General features: G+C 60.2%; 23 protein-coding genes, 1 tRNA gene and 1 pseudogene. 16 read left to right on the forward strand and 9 right to left on the reverse strand.

Annotation, left to right across the window (positions count from 1 at the left end; all coding sequences use genetic code 11):
* Nucleotides 1-170: 170 nt before the first annotated feature.
* The 5 genes from DEM27_RS03390 to DEM27_RS03410 all read left to right on the forward strand — a co-directional run bounded on the left by DEM27_RS03390 (nucleotide 171) and on the right by DEM27_RS03410 (nucleotide 6834).
* Nucleotides 171-3542, forward strand: coding sequence for a caspase family protein (locus tag DEM27_RS03390; RefSeq protein ID WP_109456750.1), 3372 nt, complete (start codon nucleotides 171-173; stop codon nucleotides 3540-3542).
* Nucleotides 3543-3855: 313 nt separating this feature from the next.
* The gene (locus DEM27_RS03395) at nucleotides 3856-5073 is read left to right on the forward strand and encodes an NAD(P)/FAD-dependent oxidoreductase (RefSeq protein WP_109456751.1); all 1218 of its coding nucleotides are present in this window, start codon (nucleotides 3856-3858) and stop codon (nucleotides 5071-5073) included.
* Nucleotides 5074-5084: 11 nt separating this feature from the next.
* Nucleotides 5085-5885: an aldolase/citrate lyase family protein gene (locus tag DEM27_RS03400; protein ID WP_109456752.1), complete on the forward strand. Its 801-nt coding sequence runs from the start codon at nucleotides 5085-5087 to the stop codon at nucleotides 5883-5885.
* A gap of 192 nt (nucleotides 5886-6077) precedes the next feature.
* On the forward strand, nucleotides 6078-6347 hold the full coding sequence (locus DEM27_RS03405) for a BON domain-containing protein (protein ID WP_109456753.1): 270 nt from the start codon (nucleotides 6078-6080) through the stop codon (nucleotides 6345-6347).
* Between the two features lie 397 nt (nucleotides 6348-6744).
* Nucleotides 6745-6834: transfer RNA gene (locus tag DEM27_RS03410), tRNA-Ser, on the forward strand.
* A 178-nt stretch (nucleotides 6835-7012) separates the two neighbouring features.
* Here DEM27_RS03410 and DEM27_RS03415 read toward each other — a convergent pair.
* Nucleotides 7013-7423 (reverse strand): winged helix-turn-helix transcriptional regulator, encoded by a 411-nt coding sequence (locus DEM27_RS03415; protein WP_420028792.1) that lies wholly within the window; start codon nucleotides 7421-7423, stop codon nucleotides 7013-7015.
* A 312-nt stretch (nucleotides 7424-7735) separates the two neighbouring features.
* Here DEM27_RS03415 and DEM27_RS03425 point away from each other — a divergent pair, with 312 nt between their 5' ends.
* The 6 genes and pseudogenes from DEM27_RS03425 (at nucleotide 7736) to DEM27_RS03450 (ending at nucleotide 12074) form a co-directional block, all read left to right on the forward strand.
* Nucleotides 7736-8209 (forward strand): nuclear transport factor 2 family protein, encoded by a 474-nt coding sequence (locus tag DEM27_RS03425; RefSeq protein WP_109456754.1) that lies wholly within the window; start codon nucleotides 7736-7738, stop codon nucleotides 8207-8209.
* 312 nt (nucleotides 8210-8521) lie between these two features.
* Nucleotides 8522-9262, forward strand: a complete 741-nt coding sequence (gene minC / locus DEM27_RS03430; protein ID WP_109456755.1) for a septum site-determining protein MinC — start codon at nucleotides 8522-8524, stop codon at nucleotides 9260-9262.
* A gap of 32 nt (nucleotides 9263-9294) precedes the next feature.
* Nucleotides 9295-10110, forward strand: coding sequence for a septum site-determining protein MinD (gene minD / locus DEM27_RS03435; RefSeq protein ID WP_109456756.1), 816 nt, complete (start codon nucleotides 9295-9297; stop codon nucleotides 10108-10110).
* Entirely contained in the window at nucleotides 10107-10367 is a 261-nt protein-coding gene (minE, locus tag DEM27_RS03440; protein ID WP_109456757.1) for a cell division topological specificity factor MinE, read from the forward strand. The genes minD and minE overlap by 4 nt, the downstream gene beginning before the upstream one ends.
* A gap of 350 nt (nucleotides 10368-10717) precedes the next feature.
* Nucleotides 10718-11491: pseudogene (locus DEM27_RS03445) on the forward strand (putative bifunctional diguanylate cyclase/phosphodiesterase); the annotation flags it as partial.
* 376 nt (nucleotides 11492-11867) lie between these two features.
* A complete protein-coding gene (locus DEM27_RS03450; protein WP_109456759.1) occupies nucleotides 11868-12074 on the forward strand; it encodes a hypothetical protein in 207 nt (68 codons plus the stop codon).
* Between the two features lie 12 nt (nucleotides 12075-12086).
* On the opposite strand, the gene DEM27_RS03455 is transcribed toward DEM27_RS03450, so the two are convergent.
* Together DEM27_RS03455 and DEM27_RS03460 are read right to left on the reverse strand one after the other, a co-directional pair.
* Nucleotides 12087-12416 (reverse strand): DUF6665 family protein, encoded by a 330-nt coding sequence (locus tag DEM27_RS03455; RefSeq protein WP_109456760.1) that lies wholly within the window; start codon nucleotides 12414-12416, stop codon nucleotides 12087-12089.
* 139 nt (nucleotides 12417-12555) lie between these two features.
* Complete coding sequence (locus DEM27_RS03460) at nucleotides 12556-13311, reverse strand: FadR/GntR family transcriptional regulator (RefSeq protein ID WP_245445627.1); 756 nt, start codon at nucleotides 13309-13311, stop codon at nucleotides 12556-12558.
* 682 nt (nucleotides 13312-13993) lie between these two features.
* Between DEM27_RS03460 and DEM27_RS03465 the strand changes: the two genes are divergently transcribed.
* Nucleotides 13994-15031: a porin gene (locus tag DEM27_RS03465; protein WP_109456761.1), complete on the forward strand. Its 1038-nt coding sequence runs from the start codon at nucleotides 13994-13996 to the stop codon at nucleotides 15029-15031.
* Nucleotides 15032-15485: 454 nt separating this feature from the next.
* Nucleotides 15486-16526, forward strand: coding sequence for a porin (locus DEM27_RS03470; RefSeq protein WP_109456762.1), 1041 nt, complete (start codon nucleotides 15486-15488; stop codon nucleotides 16524-16526).
* 198 nt (nucleotides 16527-16724) lie between these two features.
* Here the strand turns inward: DEM27_RS03470 and DEM27_RS03475 are convergent, their stop codons facing one another.
* From DEM27_RS03475 to DEM27_RS03490, 4 genes are all read right to left on the reverse strand, one after another.
* Complete coding sequence (locus DEM27_RS03475) at nucleotides 16725-17672, reverse strand: tyrosine-type recombinase/integrase (protein ID WP_109456936.1); 948 nt, start codon at nucleotides 17670-17672, stop codon at nucleotides 16725-16727.
* Nucleotides 17673-17918: 246 nt separating this feature from the next.
* Nucleotides 17919-18947, reverse strand: a complete 1029-nt coding sequence (locus DEM27_RS03480) for a porin (RefSeq protein WP_109456763.1) — start codon at nucleotides 18945-18947, stop codon at nucleotides 17919-17921.
* 197 nt (nucleotides 18948-19144) lie between these two features.
* Nucleotides 19145-20038 carry an alpha/beta fold hydrolase gene (locus DEM27_RS03485; RefSeq protein ID WP_109456764.1) on the reverse strand — a complete coding sequence of 298 codons (894 nt, stop codon included), beginning with the start codon at nucleotides 20036-20038 and terminating at the stop codon, nucleotides 19145-19147.
* A gap of 75 nt (nucleotides 20039-20113) precedes the next feature.
* A complete protein-coding gene (locus DEM27_RS03490; RefSeq protein ID WP_165823341.1) occupies nucleotides 20114-22177 on the reverse strand; it encodes a lytic transglycosylase domain-containing protein in 2064 nt (687 codons plus the stop codon).
* A 262-nt stretch (nucleotides 22178-22439) separates the two neighbouring features.
* On the opposite strand from DEM27_RS03490, the gene dapA reads away from it, so the two are divergent.
* The 3 genes from dapA (at nucleotide 22440) to DEM27_RS03505 (ending at nucleotide 24347) form a co-directional block, all read left to right on the forward strand.
* The gene (gene dapA / locus DEM27_RS03495; protein WP_109456766.1) at nucleotides 22440-23324 is read left to right on the forward strand and encodes a 4-hydroxy-tetrahydrodipicolinate synthase; all 885 of its coding nucleotides are present in this window, start codon (nucleotides 22440-22442) and stop codon (nucleotides 23322-23324) included.
* 124 nt (nucleotides 23325-23448) lie between these two features.
* Complete coding sequence (gene smpB, locus DEM27_RS03500) at nucleotides 23449-23925, forward strand: SsrA-binding protein SmpB (RefSeq protein ID WP_109456767.1); 477 nt, start codon at nucleotides 23449-23451, stop codon at nucleotides 23923-23925.
* 8 nt (nucleotides 23926-23933) lie between these two features.
* Complete coding sequence (locus tag DEM27_RS03505; RefSeq protein ID WP_109456768.1) at nucleotides 23934-24347, forward strand: DUF3830 family protein; 414 nt, start codon at nucleotides 23934-23936, stop codon at nucleotides 24345-24347.
* Between the two features lie 29 nt (nucleotides 24348-24376).
* Here DEM27_RS03505 and DEM27_RS03510 read toward each other — a convergent pair whose 3' ends face one another.
* Together DEM27_RS03510 and DEM27_RS03515 are read right to left on the reverse strand one after the other, a co-directional pair.
* A complete protein-coding gene (locus DEM27_RS03510) occupies nucleotides 24377-25888 on the reverse strand; it encodes a globin-coupled sensor protein (RefSeq protein WP_109456769.1) in 1512 nt (503 codons plus the stop codon).
* Between the two features lie 243 nt (nucleotides 25889-26131).
* The gene (locus DEM27_RS03515) at nucleotides 26132-26710 is read right to left on the reverse strand and encodes a LabA-like NYN domain-containing protein (RefSeq protein WP_109456770.1); all 579 of its coding nucleotides are present in this window, start codon (nucleotides 26708-26710) and stop codon (nucleotides 26132-26134) included.
* Nucleotides 26711-26935: the final 225 nt, after the last annotated feature.

Below are 26935 nucleotides of genomic sequence, written 5' to 3' on the forward strand. Positions count from 1 at the left end.
TAAAACTCTCCGTATCATGGTGATACGCCAGCCAGGACGCGTGGGGATAGCAATCAGGATGATGCCGTCGTCTCTCCACGAAAAAAAATGAAAAAAATCATCCTGCCGAGTCATTGAAAGGCGCCCGCCCATACGTAATAATCTGTAAATATATTGCCGGAGGGTTGGGCATGTACATTCGACATTCACGTCGCTGGATGCCGCTGCTTTTCATTTCAGTTGCTGTCGTGGTTTTCCGCTTCGATGACGCCCTGGCTGCCAGCCGGGTCGCGCTGTTGATCGGCAACAGCAACTACAGTGAAACGAGTCAGCTGAAAAATCCAGTAAACGACATCCAACTGATGCGTTCATCGCTGGAAAGCGCGGGTTTTGACATGATCGAGACCGTGGTGGACCTGGACAGGTCCGCCATGGTCAAGGCGTTGCGCAATTTCGAGGACAAGGCGGAAGGCGCCGATGTTGCCGTTGTCTATTATTCCGGGCACGGGATGGAGATGAACGGCCAGAATTACCTTCTGCCGGTCGATGCGAGGCTTCAGACCGACAAGGATGTCGAGGACGAGGCCGTGCCGCTGGACCGCGTCCAGCGCTCCATCGAAGGCGCCAAGCGACTGAAGCTGATCATTCTCGACGCCTGCCGCAACAATCCGTTCGTCCAGTCGATGACCCGGTCGGTCGGCACCCGCGCCGTGACCAAGGGCCTTGCCCGCGTCGAGCCGGAATCGGCCGACATGCTGATCGCTTTCGCCTCGAAGGCCGGCACGGTGGCGCTCGACGGCGACGGCGTCAACAGCCCCTTCGCGGAAGCGCTGTCGAAATACCTCGTCCAACCGGGCGTCGATGTCCGCATCGCGCTCGGCAAGGTGCGTGACGAGGTGGTGCAGGCCACCGACCGCAACCAGGAGCCGTTCGTCTACGGTTCGCTCGGCGGCGCGCAGATCTTCCTGAACATCAAGGAAGTCAACATCAACGTCACGAACAACGGCACCACCGGCACCGAACAGCAGCAGCAGGTTTCGCCGAACGGCCAGTCGGAAGCGGCTGCCGACTGGCAGAACATTCGCGACCTCGCCGACAAGGACCTGCTGGACGCCTTCATTGCCAAGCACGGCTCCGATCCGGTCTACAAGATGCTGGCCGAAAAGAAGCTCAAGCTCCTGGCGGAAGCGGAACAGACCAAGGGTCAGGATGCATCGGAAATCGCCTGGGAAGCCCTGAAGGGCTCGACGGATGCCGCGGCACTCACCCGTTTCATCGAACGGTATCCGGAAAGCTCCCACAAGGTGGAGGCCGAGCAGCAGATCGCCTTGCTCGAGCCGCAGAAGGGCCTTTCGGTCAATGTCGAGCAGCAGCAGAGCCAGGCGGTTCGGGATTGTTATCTGCTGGCAGGCGAGCCGCAGTCGCTGCCTGACTTCAACGGCGTGGCCTTCCTGAAGATCGATTCCACCCGTTCGCTGACGGCGTGCGCCCAGGCGGTCAACGAGAACCCGCAGGACGGCATGCTCGTCAACCTGCTTGGCCGTTCCTACGACGCGGGAAGAAACTACACCGAGGCGCGGCGCAATTACCAGAAGGCCGTCGATCTCGGCAACATGTACGCCCTGACCAACCTCGGCTGGTTCTCGGTCTACGGCACCGACGGCACGCTCGATGTCGAGGCCGGCCGCCAGATGTTCGAAAAGGCTGCGATCGCCGGCAATCATTACGCCCAGGCATCGCTCGGCTGGCTGTATCGCGAAGGCTACGGCGGCGTGACGCAGGATTATGCCGAAGCCCTGAAATGGTACGGCCAGGCCGCCAACCAGGGCAATGCCAACGCGCTGGCGAGCATGGGCTGGTTCTACCGCGAAGGCGTGGGCGTTACCCAGGATTACGTCAAGTCGCTGGATTATTACCGTCAGGCGGCGGACCGTGGCGATGCCAACGCCATCTCCTCGATGGGTTACGCCTACCAGAACGGTCTCGGCACGGCGCAGAATTATGCCGAGGCCAAGGCCTGGTATGAAAAGGGCACCAAGGCCGACGATTCCTATTCGATGGCGTCGCTCGCCTGGCTCTACGACACCGGCAACGGCGTGAAGCAGGATTATATCGAGGCGCGCTACTGGTATGAAAAGGCTGCCAATTCCGGCAGCACCTATGCCATGGGCAATCTGAGCCGGCTCTACGACTGGGGTCTCGGCACCAAGGCCGATCCCAAGGAGGCCGTTCGCTGGGCCGTGGCCGCGGTCGAAAGCAAGGATGCCGACAAGCTGACGGAACTCAAGCAGAAGCCCGAAAACTTTACCGAAGAGTTCCGCAAGGAGCTGCAGGGCCTGCTGAAGGAACGCGGTCTTTTCAGCGGTTCTCTCGACGGCATCTTCGGCAGCTCGACGGCAGCGGCTCTCGATGCGCTTGCCGCCGGTCGTACCGAAGTGGCTTCCACCGGCAGCAGCACGGTATCCACCAGCAGTTCATTGCTGTCTTCGGGAACGACCAGTTCCAGCGAATCCGTGAAGCAGTGCTATGAACTTGCGGGAGAGCCGAATTCCCAGCCCGGTTTCAACGGCGTGTTGTTTGCAAAGATCGACACGGGCAAAGCCATTCCTGCCTGCAAGCAGGCCATTTCCGATGATCCGAGCGATTCGATGCTGGTGAACATGCTGGGCCGTGCCTACGACTCGGCGCAGAATTATCCCGAAGCACGGCGTGCCTACCAGCAGGCCATCGATGCGGGCAACCTGTACGCACTGACGAACCTTGCCTGGTTCTCGATCTACGGCACCGATGGCGCGCAGGATACCGATGCGGGCATGTCGATGTTCCGCAAGGCGGCCGAAGCCGGCAATGCCTATGCGCAGGCTTCGATCGCCTGGGTCTACCGCGAGGGATATGCGGGCGTGACGAAGGACGTCAACGAAGCTGCCAAGTGGTATACATTGTCCGGCGAACAGGGTTACGCCAACGCCATGGCTTCGCTGGGCTGGATGCATCGCGAAGGCGTCGGCCTGCCGCAGGACTATGCGAAATCACTGGAATGGTACCGCAAGGCCGCCGATGCCGGTGACGTGAACGCGATGTCCTCGATGGGATATGCCGTGCAGAACGGTCTCGGCACCGCCATCGACTTCAACGAGGCGCGCCGCTGGTACGAACTGGCCGCCAAGGAGAACGATTATTACTCCATCGCCTCGCTGGCCTGGCTGTATGAAAGCGGCAACGGCGTGAAGCAGGACTTTAACGAAGCCCGCCGTCTCTACGAAGATGCGGCCAACGGCGGCAACGCCTATGCCATGGGCAACCTCTCCCGCCTCTACGACCAGGGTCTGGGGACGCGCGCCGATGCCAAGCAGGCCGCCCGCTGGGCCGTGGCGAGCGTCGAGGGCGGAGAACCCTCGAAGCGTGACGAGATGAAGACTTATCCCGGAAACTTCTCCGCCCAGTTCCGCAAGGAAGTACAGCGCCTTCTGAAGGAGAAGGGCTATTATTCCGGTCCGGTCGACGGCGATTTCGGTGTTGCCACCCAGAATGCCATCGACAAGCTGTCCGGCCAGAAGTCCTGACGACGGCTTGCCTCGCATTTCGAACAGCCCGGCCACCCTGCGGCCGGGCTGTTTGCTTTTGAAGTCTGTTTCTGGAGAATGCCCTGCGGTTTGCGATGGTGACTGGTGCAGACCAAGCGGCAAAGCCGGACCGCCAAACCGGAAGAGCGCGGCGCGCTTTGGCACCGGTAATACCGCAGCCGGGCGTTGACCGCGCCGAACCTTGCCGCTACGCCTTTGCGGCGGCTGTCTTGCAAAACACCAAATCGGATTCGATCAAGGGGAACGGGCAGCCGGAGCGGATATGTCCGGCAAGTGCCGGAGGGAGGAACACGTGGCAGGCAGACTGGTTATCGTCGGGGCAGGGCAGGCAGCGTTCGCGCTTGCCGCAAAACTTCGGGCCTTGAAGGACACGCGACCGATCACCATGGTCGGCATCGAGGAAACCCTTCCTTATCAGCGGCCGCCGCTTTCGAAGAAATACCTGCTGGGCGAAATGAGTTTCGACCGCCTGCTGTTCCGGCCGGAGCAATGGTTTCACGACAATGACGTCGAGGTGCGCCTCTCGACCTGGGTGGAAAAGATCGATCGCGACCAGCGCCAGGTGGTGATGCAGGACGGCTCGCGGCTCGACTACGAGACTCTGGCGCTGGCCACCGGTTCCACGCCGCGGCAATTGCCGGCCAGCGTCGGCGGCGAATTGCGCGGTGTCTACGTCGCCCGCGACAAGCGCGATGCCGATCTCCTGACCGGCGAGATGCGCGCCGGCCGTCGCCTGCTGATCATCGGTGGCGGCTATATCGGCCTGGAGGCCGCCGCCGTCGCCCGCCATCTCGGGCTGGAGGTGACGGTCATCGAAATGGCCGAACGCATCCTGCAGCGCGTCGCGGCCAAGGAAACGGCCGATATCATGCGCACCATCCATCTCGGTCATGACGTGGTCATCCGCGAAGGGGTGGGCCTGACGAAGCTGATCGATACGAACGGCCATGTCTCGGCGGCGGAGCTTTCCGACGGTTCGGTGATCGAGGTGGATTTCGTCATTGCCGGCATCGGCGTGACGCCGAACGACCAGCTGGCGAAGGAGGCCGGTCTCGATGTCGCCAACGGCATCGTCGTCGATGAATTCGCCCGCAGTTCCGACCCGGCGATCTATGCGATCGGCGACTGCGCCATGCTGCCGTGGAACGGCATGCGCATCCGCCTGGAATCGGTGCAGAACGCCGTCGACCAGGCGGAGGCTGCCGCAGCGCTGATGGCCGGTGGCTCGGCGCCCTATGAGCCGAAACCCTGGTTCTGGTCCGACCAGTACGACGTCAAGCTGCAGATCGCCGGTTTTAACCTCGGTTACGACGAAACGCTGCTGCGTACCGGCGCCCGTGAAGGCAGCGCTTCCGTCTGGTACTTCAAGGCAGGCGAACTGATCGCCGTCGACGCCATCAACGATGCCCGCGCCTATGTCGCCGGCAAGAAGATGATCGAGAGCGGCATCACGCCGGATAAGGCGCTGCTTGCCGATCCGGCGACCGACCTGAAACAATTTCTCGCATAACAGGATTTCCCATGCCCGCACCCAGCAATGGCCTGAAGGCCGCCATGCAGGACGGCCGCCCGCTGATCGGCCTTTGGCTCGCAATGGCCGATGCCTATGCCGCCGAAATCGCCGGCCGCGCCGGTTTCGACTGGCTCGTCATCGACGGCGAGCACGGCCCGAACGACGTGCGCAGCATCATGCGGCAGCTGCAGGTTCTCGAAGGCCTGCCGGTCGAGGTGGCCGTGCGCGCGCCGATCGGCGAGACCTGGGTGATCAAGCAGCTGCTCGATATCGGCGCCCGGACGATCCTCGTGCCGATGGTCGATTGCGCCGAGCAGGCCGAAGAGCTCGTGCGCGCCACGCGGTATCCGCCCGCAGGCGTCCGCGGGGTCGGTGCGGCGATCGCAAGGGCATCCTTCTTCAACACCGTGCCCGACTACGTGCCGACGGCCAATGCCGAGGTCTGCCTGCTGGTGCAGGCCGAAAGCCGTGCGGCGATGGAGGATCTTGAACGCATTGCCGCGGTGGAGGGCGTCGACGGCGTCTTCATCGGCCCGGCGGATCTTGCCGCCGACATGGGCCTGCTTGGCCAGGCCGATGCGCCGGAGGTGCGCGCGATGGTCGAGAAGGCGATCCGCACCATCCGCGCCGCCGGCAAGGCCGCCGGCATCCTGACGCTCGACGAGACGGTCACACGCCATTACAGGGATGTCGGCGCCAACCTGCTGGCGGTCGGTACGGATGTGACCACCTTTTCCGCCGCTTTGCGTGGCCTTGCCAGCTCCTTTACCGGCAGGGACGGCGGCGGAGGCTCTTCGAGCAGCTATTGATTGCCTGAAGAGACGGCGGCTCCGGCCGCCCGGATCCCGTTCTCTTTGAACCGATTGCCTTGCCGGGCGTTAACCATCGGCATGCTGCGGCATGGAGCCGCCCGGACCGGCCCCTGTGCTGCAGAAACGTCAACACCTCGATGTCATGAACGTGCCGTAGCCGGCACCTTGTGCCGTCTGAGAGGAGGCAGCATGGTTATCCGATTTTCCGGCTCCGACGACGCTTCTTTCGGTAGACAAGACCACGGCCATGAAGCCGTCGGCGCAGCTGTCAGCAATGCCTTGTCCGCTGCCTACGATATCGACGCGTCGGCGATCACCGTTTCCGTTGTCGGATCGTATGTTGTCCTGAGCGGCTTCGTCCGGTCCCCGGTCGAGCGGCAACGCGCGGAAGACGTGGCGGGAGAAATCGTCGGCGAAAATTATGTTCGCAGCCGCCTGCTTTATCCGCGGATCAGCTGATCGTGATAAACAGCGGGACAGCCAGCATGGTTACGGCCGCCAAACAGATCAACCCAATCTTGAAATGATGGACACGTCGCGTGCGTGTTCCGCTCCAATCGTAAACCATTGACCCCCTCACATTCAACAGGACCGATGTGCAGCCTCACAGCGCGGCATTCAAGCAGCTTTTCGAAGGAGAGTCGATAGAGGCCGATCACCATACCCACAACGCTCGCCAGGAGAAAGCCACCACGCGACAAGGAGGTTGCATCATATCCCGCAAGAGCCCCCAGCCTGACTTTTCGTTCCTATGCGTTTGCGGGAAAATTCGGGGCCGAACCAGATGGGAAAAAGCGTCACAAATCCAAAAAAGGGCTTGATCTGCCAGGGCAAACCACTTAGTCAAACCGGCGACGGAGAGGTGGCCGAGTGGTCGAAGGCGCGCCCCTGCTAAGGGCGTATACCGGGAACGGTATCGAGGGTTCGAATCCCTTCCTCTCCGCCATATTACTTTCACCCCCGTAAAAGTCGCCTCACACCTTGAATGGCAAGGTGGTTTTGGTGTTCGAAATCCTGTATTTCGCGAATATGCCGGACGCTCGGCAAAGGCCAGCCTTAAGACCATCCCGGAAAGCTTTTCAACGGCCAGCAGCTTTTCCTTTTCAAGCTTCACGATCCGTCGTTCAAGGTTGCGATCCATCATGCTTATTGATGCGCAGGCGCGCGTTGCAGATGGCCTGATGGTTGTCGTCGGCCCATTTGACCAGCACCTGCATAGGCCCAAGGAACGACCTGCCGAGATCCGTCAAGGCGTATTCGACACGCGGGGGCACCTCGGCGAATATGGTGCGGTCGACGAGGCCGTCATGTTCCAGCCGCCTGAGGGTGCGCGACAGCATCTGGCGTGAAATATCGCCGATCTCCCGACCGAGTTCGTTGAAACGCATCCTTCCCGTGCCGAGGGCTTCGAGGACGAGCAAGCTCCATTGATCGCCGATTCTATCGAGGACATCGCGGATCGGACAGGGCTGGTCGAAGGTATTGTTTTCCGCTTCGGGCATGGTGATCGCTTTCTCTTTTCCGGTTTCAGTCATCGTGGCGTGACCTGCTCGCCTGAAAATGACTCCTTGTGGGGCCAGTCTGGTTACTATACCTGAGCTGCATGGTCTACTATTTAGATCAAGGACCAAAACGGGACCAAGGGGGTCGCCGTGAGCAGCGCCGCTCTGAAAGGCGTGTCCGGACAGGCCGGATACCTATCCTCAAGGAGCTCTCGAACCGGCGGCGCACCGTCGCGGCGACTGCCTGCAACGCCAAAAAGATCGCGCTCGTGGGCGGCCCCGAAAAGCGATCCTACTCTTGCCAGCGCTTTACGTAAGATACCGATCATAAACAGGAGAAATGCAATGATTTCCTTTCGAAGAGTTCTCGTCCTCGCCGGAAGCTTTGTTCTCGCCCTTTCGATAAGCCCGGCCTTTGCGCAACCCGCATCGCGCGACCTTGCGGCGGAAGAAGCCAACCGGGCGCTCGTACTCGAATTCTACGACCGCTTCTTCAACAGGCATGAGACAGCCGAAGCGGCGCAGGTCGTTGCGGAGGATTACATCCAGCACAATCCGCAGGTGCCAGATGGCAAGGCGCCGTTCGTCTCCTTCTTCACGGGCTACTTCAAGGACAATCCGCACTCGCGCACGCGGATTGTCCGAAGTGCGACCGACGGGGATCTCGTTTATCTGCATGTTCATTCGAACGAGGGACCTGACGACCGGGGGCAGGCGGTCGTCGATATCTTCCGCGTCCAGAACGGCAAGATCGTGGAGCATTGGGACGTGATCCAGGCCGTGCCGGAAACGGCGGCCAATGACAACACCATGTTTTGATCCCTCGCGGGTCAATAAAGCCTCCGCATTTCCGCGCAACGAAAGCCATGAAGGCTCGCCGGCCGCCCAACGATGCTTGAGGGCGTCGATTCTTCGGCGATCCGTCACAGCCGACGCAAAAAAATCTCTCGATGGCGAATGTGCGGTCTCCTCTTTCCACAGCGCGGTTTTGACGTGGAATGACAGTTTGCGCCGGCCCGGCCGGCCGGGAAATGCGTCGCCGCCACCTCCGGCATGTGCCTTCGCGGCATGCGGATTAACCATTTGTTAACCATCCGCGAGTTAGACCTAAGCAACGAAAAATTAACGTAGATCACCAAAGTGCTAACAGATTCCCGCTCCATCCGGATCAAGGGTCGGTCGTTCCTCGCGGTCGTTCTTTCACCGGATCTCCCCCTCGATCAGTGGCTGGTCCGGCTCGACGATCTGGCCGCGCGGTCGGCCGGATTCTTTCTCGACAGGCCCGTGGTTCTCGATGTCACGGACCTGACGATCGACCGCAAGCAATTGAAAGAACTGATCGAGGAGCTTGGAAAGCGGAACGTCCGGATCATGGGCATCGAGGGCGCACGTCCTTCGCTTCTAGGGCCGGGCATGCCCGCTGCAATGAAGGGCGGCCGGCCTGCATCCGATTTCGAGGTCGAGGCGACAGCCCAGAAACCGGTGGTCGAAACGGTGGAAGTGATGCCGCCGACGCCGGTCGTGGCCGAAGTCCGCATGCCGACGCCGTCGATCATCGTCCGCGAGCCGATCCGCTCCGGCCAGTCGCTGATCTTCCCCGAAGGGGATGTGACGGTCATCGGTTCGGTGTCCTCGGGTGCAGAGGTCATCGCCGGCGGTTCGGTGCATATCTATGGTGCCCTGCGCGGTCGGGCGCTGGCCGGTTCGGTCGGCAACGCCTCGGCGCGGATTTTTTGCCGCAAGCTCGAAGCCGAGCTTCTGGCCATCGATGGAATTTACAAGACGGCCGATGATCTGGCCCCCGACCTTCGCGGAAAAGCAGTGCAGCTTTGGCTCGAAGGCGAAGCAATCATGGCAGAGAAACTTATCTGAGCCGGAAGCCGGCCAGCAAACAGGAGCGCAAGATGGCAAAAGTCGTCGTCGTAACATCAGGAAAGGGCGGGGTGGGCAAGACCACGTCGACGGCCGCAATCGGCGCTGCGCTGGCGCAGAGAAACGAGCGGACGGTCGTCGTGGATTTCGACGTCGGTCTGCGCAATCTCGACCTCGTCATGGGCGCCGAACGCCGCGTGGTCTACGACCTGGTCAACGTTATCCAGGGCGATGCCAAGCTGCCGCAGGCGCTGATCCGCGACAAGCGGCTGGAAACGCTGTTCCTGCTGCCCGCCTCGCAGACCCGCGACAAGGACAGCCTGACCCCGGAAGGCGTGGAACGCGTCATCAACGACCTCAAGAAGCATTTCGACTGGATCATCTGCGACAGCCCGGCGGGCATCGAACGCGGGGCGACGTTGGCGATGCGGCATGCGGACATGGCGATCGTCGTCGCCAACCCGGAAGTCTCGTCGGTGCGCGATTCCGATCGGATCATCGGCCTGCTCGATTCCAAGACGCTGAAGGCGGAACTGGGCGAGCGCATGGAAAAGCACCTGCTGCTCACCCGCTACGATTCCATGCGTGCGGATCGCGGCGACATGCTGAAGGTTGACGACGTGCTGGAAATCCTGTCCATCCCGCTTCTCGGCATCATTCCGGAAAGCACCGACGTGCTGCGCGCCTCCAACATCGGCGCTCCGGTGACGCTCGCCGACAATCGCAGCGCCCCAGCCATGGCCTATTTCGATGCTGTGCGCCGGCTGACCGGCGAGCCCGTGCCGATCGCCATTCCCGGCGACCGGCGCAGCCTGTTCGGCAAGATATTCGGACGGAGGGCAGCATGAGTTTTCTCCGCTTCTTCGGCAAGCAACGGTCGGCTCCCCTGGCCCGCGAACGCCTGCAGATCCTGCTGGCGCACGAACGTTCGCCGGCGGGGTCGGATCTGGTATCGCTTTTGCGCGAAGAGATCCTCGCGGTGATCGCCAGGCATGTGCAGGTCGATCAGGACAAGGTTTGCGTCAAGATGGACCGCGACGAAAACGTCTCCGTGCTGGAGATCGATGTCGAACTGCCTCTCGATGCGGTGGTGAAGGCCGCCTGATCGGCGCCTTGTATCCGGGCGGCAAGCCTGATGTCTCGAAGATGAGGGCGGCGGCATACAGACGCTGCCGCCTTCCTTGCGAAGTCCGGCATCCCTTCCGGACGGTGGCCGATGAAGTGTTAACCTTCGTTGCCGGAACTCCGCATGTGGACGGGGCCTTTCTGGCTCAAACCCCTTGAAATCGGCGCATGCAACCCAAAATCACAATGAATGCTGTCGATACCGCGTATCGCGGGCAGGATTCTCGTTAACGAGTTTCCGCTATCTTTCGCGCCGTGGACCATAAAATCTTGCACAGCGCGACTGTTGCCAACGACAAACAAGAATGGCCGCGCAGGGGTTTTACAGCTATGGACGACCATCAGACGCTTCGCCGTGATCTGCGGTTGGCGTTGAAACGCAAAGAACTGTTCCTGGAATATCAGCCGATCGTGGCCGGAAGGTCGATTGCGGGCTATGAGGCGCTGCTGCGCTGGCGCCACCCCGTTTTCGGGCTGGTTCCCCCCGTGACCTTCATCCCCATCGCCGAAGCGGACGGGCTGATGCCCGAGATCGGTGTTCTGGCGCTACGCCAGGCCTGCACGGACGCCCTGAACTGGCCCCAGCACCAGTCCATTGCCGTCAATCTCTCCCCCGCGCAGTTCCTGTCGGCAGACCTGACCGACAGCATTTCCCAGACGCTGGATGCCATCGGTTTTCCGGCGGAACGGCTGATCCTGGAAATCACCGAATCGGTGTTGCTCGAACGGACGATCAACAATCTCGATATCCTCAACATCCTCAAGCTTTTGGGCATACGCATCGCGCTCGACGATTTCGGTACGGAATATTCGTCGCTGTCCTATCTCAAGAATTTCCCCTTCGACTACATCAAGATCGACAAATATTTCATCTCCGATCTCATCGAGAACGAAAACAGCCGCACCATCGTCGATTTTGTCATCGGCCTCGCCCACGGTCTCGGCATGGCGGTGACGGCCGAAGGCGTCGAAACCGAACAGCAGGCGCGGTGGCTCATCGAAAAGGGATGCGACCATCTGCAGGGCTATTTCTTCGGCCGGCCGATGGGGGCCGCCGCCGTCGAGAGCTTCAACGGTATCTGGGACAAGAACCGGGTTCCGTAGAATAAGGCGCGTCGTGTGCGCCGATGATTGATCTGTGTCGTGGAGTTGCGGGCTGGAAACCGGCCGGAAGCGAAATTTGGTAAGCTACGGAAAAGGTGCCCGTATTAGGTAGCGGACTGTAATTGTGCTCGGAGCATCGAATGGCATATGACTGGGAAGGTGGGCGAGCCCTGCGGATGAAGCAATTCAAGCGCTTCGCGGTTTGTTTTTTTGTCCCGTTTTCTGTCGTCCTGTTGCTTTTGGCCTTTTTCTGAGTGCGGAAGGGCCGGGTCGGCTGTGACGGGAAATTGCGTGGAAAGCAGTTGTTCCCGCATTACAATATGATTGATTGACTGTTTCTGAGGCCAAAGCCTAGAATCTGGAAATGCGGCGAATCATGGAGGGCATTTTGGCGATTGCGGATCATCTGACGCTGGATTCGGCTGTTGAAGAGTTGATGCAGCGACACGCCAGCAGCGATGAAACCAGGGTCGCCTTCCGCTGCCTTTCGGTTTTTTTGCGCCACGGCACCGCCCGGGAAATGACGACGCTTCTGCGCCTGTTCGAAAGCCAGTTTCCTGTTGCGGCGGTGCAGTCCGCCTGACGGTACTTTCGCCTATTTTCGCGACGCGCCGAGCCTTGCCAGCACTTCGCCCGGAATGCCGTAACGTTGGATGACATCCCGGCCATTGCGCAGCCCGCAGATCTCGCGCTGCACGAAAAATGCCCAAACCGCGTCGGCCGCATCGTTCAGCAAAGCTTCGCGATCGACAGCGTTCTTGCCTTGCGGCAGCCAGCCTTGCAGTTTTTCAAGCGCAGCTTCGACTTTCCGACCATGACGCCCGAGCGAATCGGCGCGTTCGGCCAGGAGTTCATATTCCAGAATGTTCAGGCCGCTCTGCGATGCCGAGGACCGGTCGGACAGTCGGGGAGGTCGAAAGCTCAAGGGGCGATCCTTCTCTGCGGGGGAGGGGCGTCTGCAATTCGAAGCTATTGAAGCAGTAGAGCACGGCGGTTTTGCGTCCTGAGCTGGCGTGTCGGGCGCCTGCTTGCGATGCGGATCGAAAAAATCTCGCTTGGAAACGTCAGGCCGTCGTTTTTTCGCCGTCGCCGAGACGACCGTCCTGGTCGACCGCCAGCGTCGTGTCGTGAATGCGCAGGATGTGTTCGGAAAAGGCGGCGGCGACCGCTTCGAGATTGCGCATTTTCAGTGCCCGCACGATAAACCGGTGATCTTCGAGGCTTTTTTCGATGGCGCCGGGCTGCGCCATGGCGATGCGGCGGTAATCCAGCATGTAAGTGTAGAGGTCCACGACGAAATCGGCCAGCAGCCGGTTCTGCGAGGCGTAATAGATGGTCAGGTGAAATTCCCGGTCGCAGATCAGGAACAGCACCGGGTCCTTGACCGCCTGTTCCTGCGCCGTGATCGAATCCTCCAGCCGCTGGATGTCTTCGTCGCTGAGGTTGCGCGCCGCATCGGCGACGACCGCGGTTTCGACGAGAAGCCGGGCGGAATGAACGGCCTCCAGGCCGTAACCGTTGATTGCCGTCGGGCTGGTTACGCCTATTCGTTGCGCGCCGACCTCGACATCGACCCGCGCGACCCGCGTGCGCGCGCCCTGCGATACCTGCACCACGCCTTCGCCGGCAAGCCGCTGGATGGCGCCGCGAACCGTTTCGCGGCTGACCATCAGCATGGTCGCCAGTTCACGTTCGCTCGGCAGTTCGTCGCCCATCTGCAGGATGCCGGAAGCGACCATCGATACGATCTTGTCGCGAATCATGTCCTTCGCGGTCTGCTTGTGAATGGTTTCGCGCAGGGGCGAGAGAGGACTGATCATGTGATCCGCCGAGCACTGGACTGTTTGTCAGTCCAGTTAAACCATTCCACGGTCACTGTCACGTCTCTTGCCGGAAAAAACCCTGTAGGTGCCGGAGCCGGGCGCTCATGATACTGTCGCAAGCGTTTCTTAAAAACATTCGGCAGGATTGCTCTTTTCTTCGATATCAGCCGGCGCCGGCAGCTTTCCGATGACATCTCGCAGTGGCTGAGCAAAGAGCCGAGATCAAACTGGTCTGATAAAAGTACCAATTACGGATTGCGCCGCCCGGACAGTGTCCGCTGGTCTTCGGCATTTCGCCCGTAGGTGCGTCGTTTTCAGTGTGGCGGAAGCCGTGCCGTCCAATGACGCCGCCGGGTCGAAAGTGCCGCCCCGGATGGTTGTGGCCGCTCTCTTCCTGGTTGATGTAAGTCTCTGAATTATAACAGCTTCTGTCATGAAACTGTAACAAAAGCCCCTCCTGTGGCCAATATCGTGGCGCTGTTGCCACAGTGGCTTGCAAGCGGATGCCGGCGTGCAAATTGTGACAACAATATCTTTTGCTCTCTGCCGGCGCGTGGACGATCTCTGCGCCGGCGGCGAACCGGGGTGGTTCGCTGTTTCATGTGGGGTGGGTCGAAATTCCGCCCTGGGGCGAAGGATCCGCATAACGGGTCCGGACATCTATGACTGGAGATTTAAAATGAACATCAAGAGCCTTCTTCTCGGCTCCGCTGCAGCCCTGGCTGTCGTTTCCGGCGCACAGGCTGCCGACGCGATCGTGGCTGCCGAGCCCGAGCCCATGGAATATGTCCGGGTTTGCGATGCTTTCGGCACCGGCTACTTCTACATTCCGGGCACGGAAACCTGCCTCAAGGTCGGCGGCCGCGTTCGTTTCGACGTTCAGGCTGCCAACTCCTACTCGCCGAACAGCGATACGGGCTGGCGCACGAAGAGCCGCGCCGAACTCTACATGGACTCGGCCAGCGACACCGAATACGGCGCGCTGAAGACCAAGATCGTCGCCCGCTGGGACTTCGACGGTGACTACAACGACGGCACGCACACCACCACCAAGCTGATGGCCGCCAACATCACGCTCGCCGGCTTCCTCGTCGGTCTCGCCGACTCGCAGTTCACCAACTTCACCGGCAACGCCGGCGACGTGGCAAACGACGACGTGGTTTCCTTCGGCCAGTTCGAAGTCAACCAGATCAGCTACATCTACAAGGGCGACAGCGGCTTCAGCGCCGTCGTTTCCGTGCAGGACGATTCCAAGGACGGCGACGAATACATGGTCGATCTCGTCGGCGGTCTCGGCTACAAGGCCGGCAACTTCCAGTTCCGCGTCGTCGGCGGTTACGATGAAAGCGCCGAAGAAGGCGCCGTCAAGGCGCGCGTCGACGGCACGTTCGGCGATTTCTCCGCTTTCGTCATGGGCGGCTGGAACTCGGACGGCGACGTCGTGCACACCTTCGCTCCGGCAGGCGGCGGCAGCCTGAAGGGTATCGGCTGGGGCGACTGGGCTCTCTGGGCCGGCGCCGGCTACCAGATTTCCGACAGCCTCGATCTCAACATGCAGATCGCCTACACCGACAGCGAGATCTTCGCAGCCGCTGCGAACGTCAAGTGGAACCCGGTTCCGGGCCTGCTGATCCAGCCGGAAATCACCTACACCAACTGGGATACGATCGACGAAGACCAGTGGAACGGCATGGTTCGCTTCCAGCGCAGCTTCTGATCGCCTCAAGGCGAGTGTCATGAAGTCCGGCTTCCGAGCCGGACTTCTCACGTGTTGCGCGCCGGAATCATGCTCCCGCGTACCCTCCCGCGGCGTCCGGATAGAATCGGGAATCGCCGCTCATGACCTCCGGATGGCCCGGAAAAGATCGTCCGTCCTGTTGTGCCGTGGCCGGAAACGCTTCAAATTCAACGCGTTTTTTAACTCTTTATAAAGTCTTGTGGCGGGTCTCTTGCCGTTTTGTGTTGTTTTGGCAACAGGACGGCGACAAGAGACGCGGATTGTCGCGAAGATGACAAGTTGATGATTGCGCGGCCCGAACCGTTTTGTATCTTCACTGTCAGAAGCCAGGCGGTGGATCGTCCGTCTTCTGAATCAACGGGAATGGGGCAGGGAATGCTGTCCTTCAGCAAAAGAACCCAAACCCAATTGTAACTTTGACTGGAGGTCAAAAATGAACATCAAGAGCCTTCTTCTCGGCTCCGCTGCAGCCCTCGCTGTAGTTTCCGGCGCACAGGCTGCTGACGCAATCGTAGCTGCCGAGCCTGAGCCCATGGAATATGTCCGCGTTTGCGACGCTTTCGGCACTGGCTATTTCTACATCCCGGGCACGGAAACCTGCCTCAAGGTCGGCGGCCGCGTCCGCTTCGACGTTCAGGCTGCTGACTCTTACTCGCCGAACAGCGACAACGGCTGGAACACCCGTTCGCGCGCTGAACTGTACCTCGACTCGGCCAGCGACACCGAATACGGTGCTCTGAAGACCCAGATCGTTGCCCGTTGGGACTTCGACGGTGACTACAACGACGGCCAGCACACCACTTCCAAGCTGATCGCTGCCAACATCACCCTCGCCGGCTTCCTCGTCGGTCTGGCTGACTCGCAGTACACCTCGTTCACCGGCTACGCTGGCGACATCATCAACGACGACGTGATCGCTTACGGTGAGTTCGAAGTTAACCAGATCAGCTACACCTATGACGGCGGCAACGGCTTCACGGCTGTTATCTCGCTCGAAGACGATAGCCGCACCGGCGACGACTACATGGTCGACGTGGTCGGCGGTATCGGCTACTCCACCGGCACCTTCGGCTTCAAGGTCGTCGGCGGTTACGACGAAAGCGCTGAAGAAGGCGCGATCAAGGCTCGTTTGGACGGCAACTTCGGCGCTCTGTCGGCCTTCTTGATGGCTGGCTGGAACTCTGACGGCGATGTCGTTCACAAGTTCGCTCCGTCGAACTTCGGCGGCGCTGCTGCTGGCATCGGCTGGGGTGACTGGGCCGTTTGGGGTGGTCTCGGCTACTCGTTCAGCGACACGCTCGCTGCCAACCTGCAGCTCGCTTACACCGACTCGGAAGTCTTCGCAGCTGCTGCGAACGTCAAGTGGAACCCGGTTCCCGGCCTGCTGATCCAGCCGGAAATCACCTACACCAACTGGGATTCGATCGACGAAGACCAGTGGAACGGCATGGTTCGCTTCCAGCGCACGTTCTAATCTTCTGAATTTTCAGAGATTTTCCGAAAGCCCGGCCCTCGTGCCGGGCTTTTTGCTTTCCGGATCGCTTGGGAAAATGGTGGCTGGGCGGTGAAGGATTGCTACGTTGATGATGGCAGCAGCGTCAGGTCGAGGCTCGGCGGAGAAGACGGCAAGCCGACCTCCGGTCGATGTGGACGGCCGGATAAAAACGAAAAATCAGTTGTCCTGTGCGGGACGGTTCTGCGACATCTTTTCCAGAACCGCGACGCAGGCATCCAGATCCTGCGATGCAAGATGGGCGTAACGCATGGTCATCTGCAGGGTCTGGTGGCCGAGCCAGGTCTGGACGCGCCGGATATCGACGCCGCCCTGGACCAACCTGGACGCGCAGGTATGGCGCAGTACGTGGGGAACCACATCCTTGTCGCGACCGAGGCCGACGTCCTGCTTGACCCTGTTCCAGGCGGTGCGAAAGCGCTGCTGGTCGATGTCGCTGAACGGGCCGCTGCGGCGTTGCTTCGGGATATCGACGACGTCTTTGGCTCTTTGCGTCAGGGGTACGGAGCGGCTTCTTCCCGATTTAGTCACCCAGAACGTCACCCGGCTGCCGCTGATGTCGTTCCAGCGCAGTCCGATCGCTTCTCCGAGGCGGGCGCCTGTATCGACCAGGAAGATGCATAGGCGATAATAGGCTTCCGAATGTACGGCGATGCCGTCGAAAATGCGTTGCTCCTCGTTGGTATCGAGGAAACGTATCCGGCCGGCTTTTTCTTTTTCCCGTGTAAATTCCGGAAGGCTGCCGATATCCTTCATCTTGTAGGCCTTTCGCAGCAATTTGCTCAAGGCCGCCATTTTACGGTTGATCGTCGCGTTGCTGTTGCCCCGCTTGCGGAGCAGACCGATCAACTCATCGAGCATATTCTGTGAGAAAGAAAAGAAACTGGGTTCGGCCAACAGATCGTGCAATTCGGAGATGAAATTCGTCACGGTGTATTTATGGCGACCGGGAACCCACAATATATCCCCGTATCTCTCAAAAAGAATACGCAGGGATATTTGCCGCGTCTCCCCGACGGATGGCGAGCCCTGGAGCCTATACCGAATATTGTAGGGCAAGTCTTCGGGAAGGACGTAATCTGCATTGCCACCATGTGGCGCAATAATATTTTCCAAAACGAACTCCAATACTCGGGTCAGGCAGAAAGTGACTGAGTATCAGGAATTTTGGCAACAGTGAAGCGCCCCTATTATACTCAATTTTGCTCCAACTTTAGAAGCAATACTGATAATAAGGGTCGATTATGATAATGTCTACTTAGTATTTCGCTCGTTTGACTTACTAAAACAAAAAACCAAGAGACTGGAGCACAAAAGAAAGGAGCCCGGTTTTGCCGGGCTCCAATGTTCTGATTAGAACGTGCGCTGGAAGCGAACCATGCCGTTCCACTGGTCTTCGTCGATCGTATCCCAGTTGGTGTAGGTGATTTCCGGCTGGATCAGCAGGCCCGGAACCGGGTTCCACTTCAGGTTCGCAGCAGCTGCGAAGGTCTCGTTGTCGGTGTAAGCGAGCTGCAGGTTGGCAGCGAGCGTGTCGCTGAACGAGTAGCCTACGCCACCCCAAACAGCCCAGTCGCCCCAGCTCTGACCGATCGAGTCGCCGTTTGCGAACTTGTTGACGGTGTCGCCGTCGGAGTTCCAGCCAGCCATCAAGAAGGCCGACAGAGCGCCGAAGTTGCCGTCCAAACGAGCCTTGATCGCGCCTTCTTCAGCGCTTTCGTCGTAACCGCCGACGACCTTGAAGCCGAAGGTGCCTGTGGAGTAGCCGATACCGCCGACTACGTCGACCATGTAGTCGTCGCCGGTGCGGCTATCGTCTTCGAGCGAGAGAACAGCCGTGAAGCCGTTGCCGCCGTCATAGGTGTAGCTGATCTGGTTAACTTCGAACTGACCGTAGGAAATCACGTCGTCGTTGATGATGTCGCCAGCATAGCCGGTGAAGGACGTGAACTGCGAGTCAGCCAGACCGACGAGGAAGCCGGCGAGGGTGATGTTGGCAGCGATCAGCTTGGTGGTGGTGTGCTGGCCGTCGTTGTAGTCACCGTCGAAGTCGAAACGGGCAACGATCTGGGTCTTCAGAGCACCGTATTCGGTGTCGCTGGCCGAGTCGAGGTACAGTTCAGCGCGCGAACGGGTGTTCCAGCCGTTGTCGCTGTTCGGGGTGTAGGAATCAGCAGCCTGGACGTCGAAGCGGACGCGGCCGCCGACCTTGAGGCAGGTTTCCGTGCCCGGGATGTAGAAATAGCCAGTGCCGAAAGCGTCGCAAACGCGGACATATTCCATGGGCTCAGGCTCAGCAGCTACGATTGCGTCAGCAGCCTGTGCGCCGGAAACTACAGCGAGGGCTGCAGCGGAGCCGAGAAGAAGGCTCTTGATGTTCATTTTTGACCTCCAGTCAAAAATGAAGTTTTGCACTCATGAGTAAATATTGATCGGACCGATATCCGCCACGGTTGAAGTCGTCGTATTTGCTAAAAATCTTGTCTCGCAGCCGTGATGGCGGTCGATGCGAGCCTGCTTGCTCCGGCATGGCGGCGAGCGGCGATTGTCGTGGTGTTTTCGTGCCTTTCGCCGGCGGACTACAGGTCGCCGATGAAACGGAGGATGGCTTCGGGGATGCCCGACAGATGGACGATCGGCGCATGGCCGTGGCCGGCAACCGTCAGTGCCGTCAGGCGCGGATGACGGCGGCGGATTTCGTCGATGGTTTCTTCCGACAGCAGTGCGGAGTTTTCTCCGCGGATCACCATCAGCGGAACGGTGGTCAAGGCGTCGAATTGTTGCCACAGCGTCTGGACCGGCGCACTGAGATCGAGGTCCTTCATCTGCTGCGCAATGGCCGGGTCGAAATCGCCGACCACCTTGCCGTCGATTTCGGCATAGATCGCATAGGCCATGTCCACCCAATCCTGCGCGGTCAGCGCGGTGAAGGCGCGGCCGTGGATGTCCTGCAGAAGTTTTACGGCGTCCTGCCAGTCCCGGGGTTTTTCGTCGCGGTTGAGATAGGCCTTGATCTGCGCCAGCCCGGCGCCTTCGATGACCGGTCCGATATCGTTGAGGATGACGGCTTTCAGCAGGGCAGGGCGCATGCCGGCGAGCAGGTGCAGGGTCAGGCCGCCACGCGAGGTTCCGAGGAACACGGCGTTTTCGATGCCGAGGGCGGCGCAACCGGCGATCACGTCGTCGGCTTCGACCAGCAGATTGTAGTGGCTCTTGTCGTTGTCCCAATCCGAAAAACCGCGCCCGCGATAATCGAAGCTGACGACGCGCCGCGGCTGTTCTCCCTGGCTCGACAGAAGCACCGCCAATTGATGAAAGTCGCGGGAGTTGCGCGTCAGTCCCGGCAGGCAGACCAGGGGCGTACGGCCCGCCGTCTTCGGATCGTCATAGCCGTAATCGCGTGCATACAGTTTCAGGCCGTCATGCGTATGAAATGTTCGCGACGAAAAACCGCTCTCGTAATCCTGGGTCAAGTGCCATGCCTCCTGCCGATCCGGTCGATACAGCGGCAATATGTAGACGGCTTCGCGTTGCTCGGAAAGCGAGACCTATCGCCCGTAGCGCAGATCGTGCTCGATATCGGCTGTTTGGCCGAGCCGGGTCTTGTAGACCTGGTAGTTCTCCATCACCCGCTGCACATAATTGCGGGTTTCCGAAAACGGGATGCGTTCGATCCAGTCGACGACCTCGTCGATCGGCTTGCCGCGCGGATCGCCGTAACGGGCAATCCATTCGGGCACGCGTTTCGGTCCGGCATTGTAGGCAATGAAGGTCAGGATGTAGGAGCCATCAAAGGCATCGATCTGCTCGCCGAGATAATGCGAACCGAGCGTGGCATTATAACCGGCATCCGAGGTCAGCTTGTCCTTGGAAAAGGCGATGCCATGCCGCCCGGCGACATTCTTGGCCGTGCCTGGCAGGAGCTGCAGCAGGCCGCGGGCATTCGCCGGGGAAACGGCAGCCGGATCGAAGGCGCTTTCCTGCCGTGCAATCGCATAAGCCAGCGCCTTGCCGGAGGAGGTGATGTTGGCGCTGTCGGGAATGACGCCGACCGGGAAGGCGAGGGCCGCGACTTCGATGCCGCGACTATAAGCCAGCTTGCCGACCTGCAGCGCCAACTGGTGGCTGCGGCTCTTTTCGGCGCGTGCGGACAGGATCGCCAGTTCGCCCGGGCTGTCGATCTGCTCGGCCAGCGCGCGATACAGGCTGTCGGCCCGCCAGCCGTGGCCGGCGGATTCCAGCCGGTCAATCGCCTGCACCGCCTCCCGGCCTTCGAAACGCTGCCGGTCCTCGGCGCTCGGCTTCGGATAGGAAACGTCCAGCCCCTTCTTGCCCAGCCGCGCCGCCGCCAGCTGGCCGTAGAACGTGCTGGGATAGGCGGCGGCCTTGGCGAAATAATCGGCCGCCTTGCCCGGGCCGCCCTGTTCGGCAGCCCGTCCGAGCCAGTACAGGGCGCGCGAGGCCGAAAGCGGCCGGTTGGATGTCTGCAGGATCCGCTGGAAATGTTTGGCCGCCGCCGCCGGATCCTGGAGACCGCGCAAGGCGTACCATCCGGCGTGGAATTCGGCCTCGACGACGTCGGTGGCGCTGCTGGCCACATGCGACGCCGTGATCTGGTAGGCGGCTTTGAATTTGCCCTGGTCGGCAAGGCCACGGCTGACGATGCGTTGCTCCGTCCACCATTCGCCGGGATTGACCAGCGCGGCGCGTTCTGCCGGGATCAGCTTCAGCAGGGCGGCAGCCTCGGCATATTTGTTCTGGCGGCGCAAAAGCTCGATGCGCGCGAAGAGATAGCCGGGGTCGGATTGCCATTTCGCATCGACGGCGCCGAGCAGTTCGCCGGCATTCGCCGACTTGCGGATCACCGCGGCCCAGGCCTTGTAGAGCGATTGTGCCTTGCCGAGTTCGGAAAACCGTTTCGCCTGGTCGACGTGGCTGCGGAACATCAGGTAGTCCATCCGCGCCTTGTGGGTCGAAACCGAGAGGAAGCCGGGAAATTCCTTGATGATGCGGTCTTCCCAGTCCTTGTCGAGCGGCTCGCTGACCCAGAGGCGCTGCAAAAGCGTGCCGGCCTTGGCGGCCTGTCCGGTTGCGGCCAGCGCGCGGGCAAGCGCAACGCTGCCTTCCACCGTTTCCGGTGTGGTGTTTCCGAAGGCGGCGATCACGTCGGTTGCCGGCGGGTTCTCGGCATAAAGCGCCCGTTCGGAATTGCCGCGCAGGCGAGACAGGCCCGGCCATCCCTGCAATTCGCGCTGTGCGGCGGCGATTTCCCGTGACGGCACGCCGCGCTGGCCGGAAACGGCAATCGCCCAGGTGAGGATATGCCGGTCGAGCGAGGCCTTGGGCAGGCTGTCGCGAACGGCAAGGGCGCGCACCGCGTCCTTGTTCGACAGGGCGTCGAGCCCGGCCTTCAGTTCGGCGCTGGCGGGCGTGAACTGCGAATTCCGCGGAATGGTGCCGGTCGTCTCCGGTGTCGGCGTGATCAGGCCCATATCCTCGAAAGGTTTGCTTTCCGGCACCGGCACGAAGTTGTTTTCGAGCGGGGAGGCAAAAACATTCCAGGCGACGATACCGCCGCCGACGGCCGACAATGTCAGGATGGACCTTATGATCATCCGGGATACTCGCAACAATGACCCTTTGTTTTCCATTAACCGTGATCCCCGTTAACGAAACCTTATCACGAATATTAAACTTTGCTCATGTCTCCGTGGTGACCGTTTTCCGGCCGGCAGTGCACGCGCTTTTGATTTCGGCCCCAATCGCGACATCGACCGTCTCTTCGCTTGTCGAGGCAGGTTTGTCGCTTTATGGTGCGCGAGTTTTAATCATGGAATACGGCCGAAGCATGGGCGCGGCCTCGAGGAGTTATGCATGTTCAAGGGATCCATTCCCGCTCTCGTCACGCCGTTCACCGCCACGGGCGCTGTGGACGAAGATGCCTTCGCGGCGCATGTCGAATGGCAGATCGCCGAAGGCAGCCAGGGCCTCGTGCCGGTCGGCACCACGGGCGAATCTCCGACCCTTTCCCATGAAGAACACAAACGTGTCGTCGAAGTCTGCATCGCCACCGCCAACAAGCGCGTGCCGGTGATCGCCGGGGCCGGCTCCAACAATACCCGCGAGGCGATCGAGCTTGGCCAGCATGCCGAAAAGGCCGGCGCGGATGCGCTGCTTGTCGTCACACCTTATTATAACAAGCCGACGCAGAAGGGCTTGATCGCGCATTTTTCCGCGATTGCCGAAAGCACCAGGCTGCCGATCTTCATCTACAACATTCCCGGCCGCTCCGTCGTCGACATGTCGCCGGAAACCATGGGGGCGCTTGCCAAGGCGCATTCCAACATCATCGGCGTGAAGGATGCGACCGGCAAGCTGGAGCGGGTATCGGAACAACGCATCACCTGTGGCCGCAACTTCGTGCAGCTGTCCGGGGAGGATGCCACGGCGCTCGGCTTCAACGCCCATGGCGGCGTCGGCTGTATTTCCGTCACCGCCAATGTCGCCCCGCGCCTCTGTGCGGAGTTCCAGACGGCGACGCTTGCCGGTGATTATGCCCGTGCCCTGGAACTCCAGGACCTGTTGATGCCGCTGCACAAGGCGATCTTCCTCGAGCCCGGCCTTTGCGGCGCAAAATACGGCCTGTCGAAGCTCGGGCGCATGAGCCGTGCCGTGCGTTCGCCGCTTCTGTCGACGCTGGAGCCGGCGACCGAAGCGGCGATCGATGCCGCCCTGCGCCACGCCGGCCTGCTGAACTGATCGCGACGACGAAGCCTCACCGCTTCGTCTTCACATTCCTGTCACCTTGTCTTACATAGAAGACTTGCCCTTCCGTCCGTCGGCGGGGCAAGTGCATCGAGACAGAGTGATCGGATCATCCACCATGGCCCCCAAAGGCAGCCAGCGCACCGTCAACAAGATCGTCGCGGAAAACCGCAAGGCCCGCTTCAACTACGAGATCATCGATACCTACGAGGCCGGTCTCGTTCTGACCGGCACCGAGGTCAAGTCGTTGCGCGACGGCAAGGCCAACATTGCCGAATCCTATGCCTCCGATGAAGGCGAGGAGATCTGGCTCATCAATTCGCACCTGCCGGAATATCTGCAGGCGAACCGCTTCAATCATGAGCCGCGCCGTCGCCGCAAGCTGCTGCTGTCCAAGCGGGAGATCAACCGGTTGCGTGCCGCGATCAATCGCGAAGGCATGACGCTGGTGCCGTTGAAGATCTATTTCAACGAGAAGGGCAGGGCCAAGCTGGAACTGGCGTTGGCGAAGGGCAAGAAACTGCACGACAAGCGCGAAACCGAGAAGGAGCGTGACTGGAATCGCCAGAAGTCGCGGCTTCTGAAGACAGGTTGAGGGCGGCGATGCGCAATCTCAAGATCACGGTCGGCCCGCATGTTTTCATGGCCAGGATGGAACTGGAAAAGGCGCCGGAAACCTGCCGCGTCTTTCAGAGTTTCCTGCCGTTCAACAACCAGACGATCCATTCACGCTGGAGCGGCGAGGCGGTCTGGGTGCCGCTTGGCGATTTCGCCTTTGGTGTCGGCTTCGAGAACCACACCTGCCATCCCTCCCGCGGCGATATCCTGCTGTATCCCGGCGGTCACAGCGAGACGGAGCTGCTGTTTGCCTACGGCAGTTCGTCCTTTGCCAGCAAGATGGGCGCGCTCGCCGGCAATCATTTCCTGACCGTGATCAGCGGCCAGGAGCATCTGGAGGCAATGGGCAAGATGGTGCTGTGGCAGGGTGCCCAGCCGATCCGTTTCGAAGCGGCTTGACCTTGCCGCCTCGAAACGCAAGCAGCGGGTCAGGCGTAGCGGCGCTGGAAAGACGCGCCGTTTTCCTGGAAGCGCACGGAACCGGAAACGGTGAAGCTCGCCACCAGGCGTGCCAGCGTATTGCTCGCTTCGGTGAGGTTGCGGGTCGACATGTTGGTTTCCTGGACCATGGCGGCGTTCTGCTGCGTCACCCGGTCCATGTTGTTGATTGCGGTGTTGATCTCGTTGACGCCGGCCGATTGTTCCTGCGCCGACGAGGCGATGGCGGTGATGTGTTCGTTGATCGAGTGAACCTGCTGGCCGATGCTGGTCAGCGCCTCGCCGGTCTTGTTGACGAGTGAAACGCCGAGAACCACGTCCTGGAAGGACTTGTCGATCAGCGACTTGATTTCCTTGGCGGCGTTGGCGGAGCGTTGCGCCAGTTCGCGAACCTCCTGGGCGACGACGGCGAACCCGCGCCCGGCTTCACCGGCGCGGGCGGCCTCGACGCCGGCATTCAGTGCCAAGAGGTTGGTCTGGAAGGCGATTTCGTCGATGACGCCGATGATCTGGGTGATCTTCTGCGATGAGGTTTCGATTGCGCTCATCGCCTGGACGGCCTGGCCGACCACTTCACCGGACCGGATCGCTTCTTCGGCGGAATTGCGCACGACCGCCTGTGCATCGCGAGTGCGCATGGCGGATTGCTGCGAGATCGCGGTGATCTGCTCGATGGCGGCTGCGGTCTGTTCGAGCGAGCTTGCCTGTTGTTCGGTGCGCTTGGCCATGTCGTCGGTGGCCGCCGAAAGTTCGTTCGTGTTGGATGAGACGAGCTTGGAGGCGCGGATGATTTCCGAGAAAGCGTTTTCGAGCTTGGCGATCGACTTGTTGTAATTCGATTTCAGCCGGTCGAACTGCGGGGCGAGTGACTGGTTGATCGTCGAGGTGAGGTCGCCGGCTGCCAGGCCGTTGAGGGCGCTGTCTAGCGCATGCATTGCCTCTTCCTGTTCGGCTTCCAGCCGCACGCGCTCTTCCTCGACCTTCTGCCGCTCCTGGGCGAGAGCTTCGAGGTAGACGCTGATGCCATAGTCCATGTCGAGAAAGGCGACCTTCATCGTCACGGCGATATCGCCCGCCACTTTCTTGGCCTTGCGATCCAGCATGAAACCTTTCAGTTCCGCAGTGATGATCGCGCGAATGATCTCCTCGAGGATAAGTGCGTAGGCGCCGATGTACCACCGCGGCTCAAGGCCCAGGCGTGCGTGCGTGCGGCCGACGGCGGAAACGGCATCGACATAACCTTCGTCGATCTTGCCGCCGGCAAGCCGCGACCAATGCTGCTTCTGCATGCTCTTGGCGTGTTGGACATGGGCTTCATTGGCAAAGAATTTCTTCGTGTCCGGATGCGTCTTCGCCTTAGCGTAGAAAAGGTCGAGCGAACGGTCGAGCGAGCCGACGATGATGGGTGCGATATCTGCAATCGCCCTTTTCTGCTCGGACCCGAGGCCGAGAAAGTCCATCCTGTCGTTCAGAAGTTTGCTTTTCGAAATATGGCCGCTCATCAACAATATCGCCCGGAATGAGAAAAGGATTTACAACGCCCGATGACGACCGCCGTGCACAAATTCACTCTGGCTAAATTATCCTTAAAATGGTGTTAATACCGGCCCCAACTATTGATCTTTGATAATAAGCAGGGCCGGCCTGGCGATATATGTAATTGCTTATATTATTTCGCCAAATTTCAGCCTTGGTCTCTCCCGACGCCTGTTCGCGGGGACCTTTTTCACCAAGGGAGGGAGGGGTCAGGACTGCAGCTCGTCGTCGGGCGGGTCCACCGGGCGTGGCGCCCGTTCCGAAGGATCACGACCGACCTCGCTTTTCAGGCTCATCAGGTCGATGAAATGGTCGGCCTGCCGGCGCAGGTCGTCGGCGATCATCGGCGGTTGTGTTACCATCGTCGATACGACGGAGACCTTGCGTCCCCTGCGTTGCAAGGCTTCCACGAGAGTTGTGAAATCACCGTCACCGGAGAATATGACGAGGTGATCGACGGTTTCGGATTGCTCCATCGCATCGATGGCAAGCTCAATATCCATGTTGCCCTTGATCTTGCGGCGGCCCATGGAGTCGGTAAATTCTTTGGCAGGCTTAGTAATGACCTTGTAACCGTTGTAATCAAGCCAATCTATAAGCGGCCTGATCGATGAGTATTCCTGATCTTCGATAAGGGCCGTATAGTAATATGCACGAAGAAGATATCCCCGTTTTTGAAATGCTTTCAGTAGTTTCCGATAGTCTATATCGAAGCCAAGACTTTTGGATGCTGCGTAAAGATTTGCTCCATCTATAAAAAGAGCAATTTTTTCCCGTGGGTCAAACATGGCGCTTCAATTCCCGTTCGCGCAAAATGATATATGTTCCGCCATCAAGTAACCGAGGCGATAGCTTGGTCGCGGAACGGAATAATTCATGTACATTAAGAACTATTCATATATCTTTCATTTAGGGCACGATTCAGGATAATCCAAGCAACCGGGGGTAGAATTTGCGCGGCAAGCGTGCCGGCTCTATAAATTGTGCGACAGGGCAAGCGATGGTCCCTTGCA

The organism is Rhizobium album, from assembly GCF_003122325.1.
GTDB classification, from domain to species: Bacteria; Pseudomonadota; Alphaproteobacteria; order Rhizobiales; family Rhizobiaceae; genus Metarhizobium; species Metarhizobium album.

What these genes read in the sequence shown, in the direction of transcription:
- DEM27_RS03510 (WP_109456769.1), bottom strand. Translation starts at nt 25,888, where the DNA reads ATGAGCGGCCATATTTCGAAAAGCAAACTTCTGAACGACAGGATGGAC.
- DEM27_RS03460 (WP_245445627.1), bottom strand. Translation starts at nt 13,311, where the DNA reads ATGATCAGTCCTCTCTCGCCCCTGCGCGAAACCATTCACAAGCAGACC.
- DEM27_RS03425 (WP_109456754.1), top strand. Translation starts at nt 7,736, where the DNA reads ATGATTTCCTTTCGAAGAGTTCTCGTCCTCGCCGGAAGCTTTGTTCTC.
- DEM27_RS03470 (WP_109456762.1), top strand. Translation starts at nt 15,486, where the DNA reads ATGAACATCAAGAGCCTTCTTCTCGGCTCCGCTGCAGCCCTCGCTGTA.
- DEM27_RS03515 (WP_109456770.1), bottom strand. Translation starts at nt 26,710, where the DNA reads ATGTTTGACCCACGGGAAAAAATTGCTCTTTTTATAGATGGAGCAAAT.
- DEM27_RS03415 (WP_420028792.1), bottom strand. Translation starts at nt 7,423, where the DNA reads ATGACTGAAACCGGAAAAGAGAAAGCGATCACCATGCCCGAAGCGGAA.
- minE (WP_109456757.1), top strand. Translation starts at nt 10,107, where the DNA reads ATGAGTTTTCTCCGCTTCTTCGGCAAGCAACGGTCGGCTCCCCTGGCC.
- DEM27_RS03390 (WP_109456750.1), top strand. Translation starts at nt 171, where the DNA reads ATGTACATTCGACATTCACGTCGCTGGATGCCGCTGCTTTTCATTTCA.
- dapA (WP_109456766.1), top strand. Translation starts at nt 22,440, where the DNA reads ATGTTCAAGGGATCCATTCCCGCTCTCGTCACGCCGTTCACCGCCACG.
- DEM27_RS03450 (WP_109456759.1), top strand. Translation starts at nt 11,868, where the DNA reads ATGGAGGGCATTTTGGCGATTGCGGATCATCTGACGCTGGATTCGGCT.
- DEM27_RS03400 (WP_109456752.1), top strand. Translation starts at nt 5,085, where the DNA reads ATGCCCGCACCCAGCAATGGCCTGAAGGCCGCCATGCAGGACGGCCGC.
- DEM27_RS03480 (WP_109456763.1), bottom strand. Translation starts at nt 18,947, where the DNA reads ATGAACATCAAGAGCCTTCTTCTCGGCTCCGCTGCAGCCCTCGCTGTA.
- DEM27_RS03505 (WP_109456768.1), top strand. Translation starts at nt 23,934, where the DNA reads ATGCGCAATCTCAAGATCACGGTCGGCCCGCATGTTTTCATGGCCAGG.
- smpB (WP_109456767.1), top strand. Translation starts at nt 23,449, where the DNA reads ATGGCCCCCAAAGGCAGCCAGCGCACCGTCAACAAGATCGTCGCGGAA.
- DEM27_RS03465 (WP_109456761.1), top strand. Translation starts at nt 13,994, where the DNA reads ATGAACATCAAGAGCCTTCTTCTCGGCTCCGCTGCAGCCCTGGCTGTC.
- minD (WP_109456756.1), top strand. Translation starts at nt 9,295, where the DNA reads ATGGCAAAAGTCGTCGTCGTAACATCAGGAAAGGGCGGGGTGGGCAAG.
- DEM27_RS03405 (WP_109456753.1), top strand. Translation starts at nt 6,078, where the DNA reads ATGGTTATCCGATTTTCCGGCTCCGACGACGCTTCTTTCGGTAGACAA.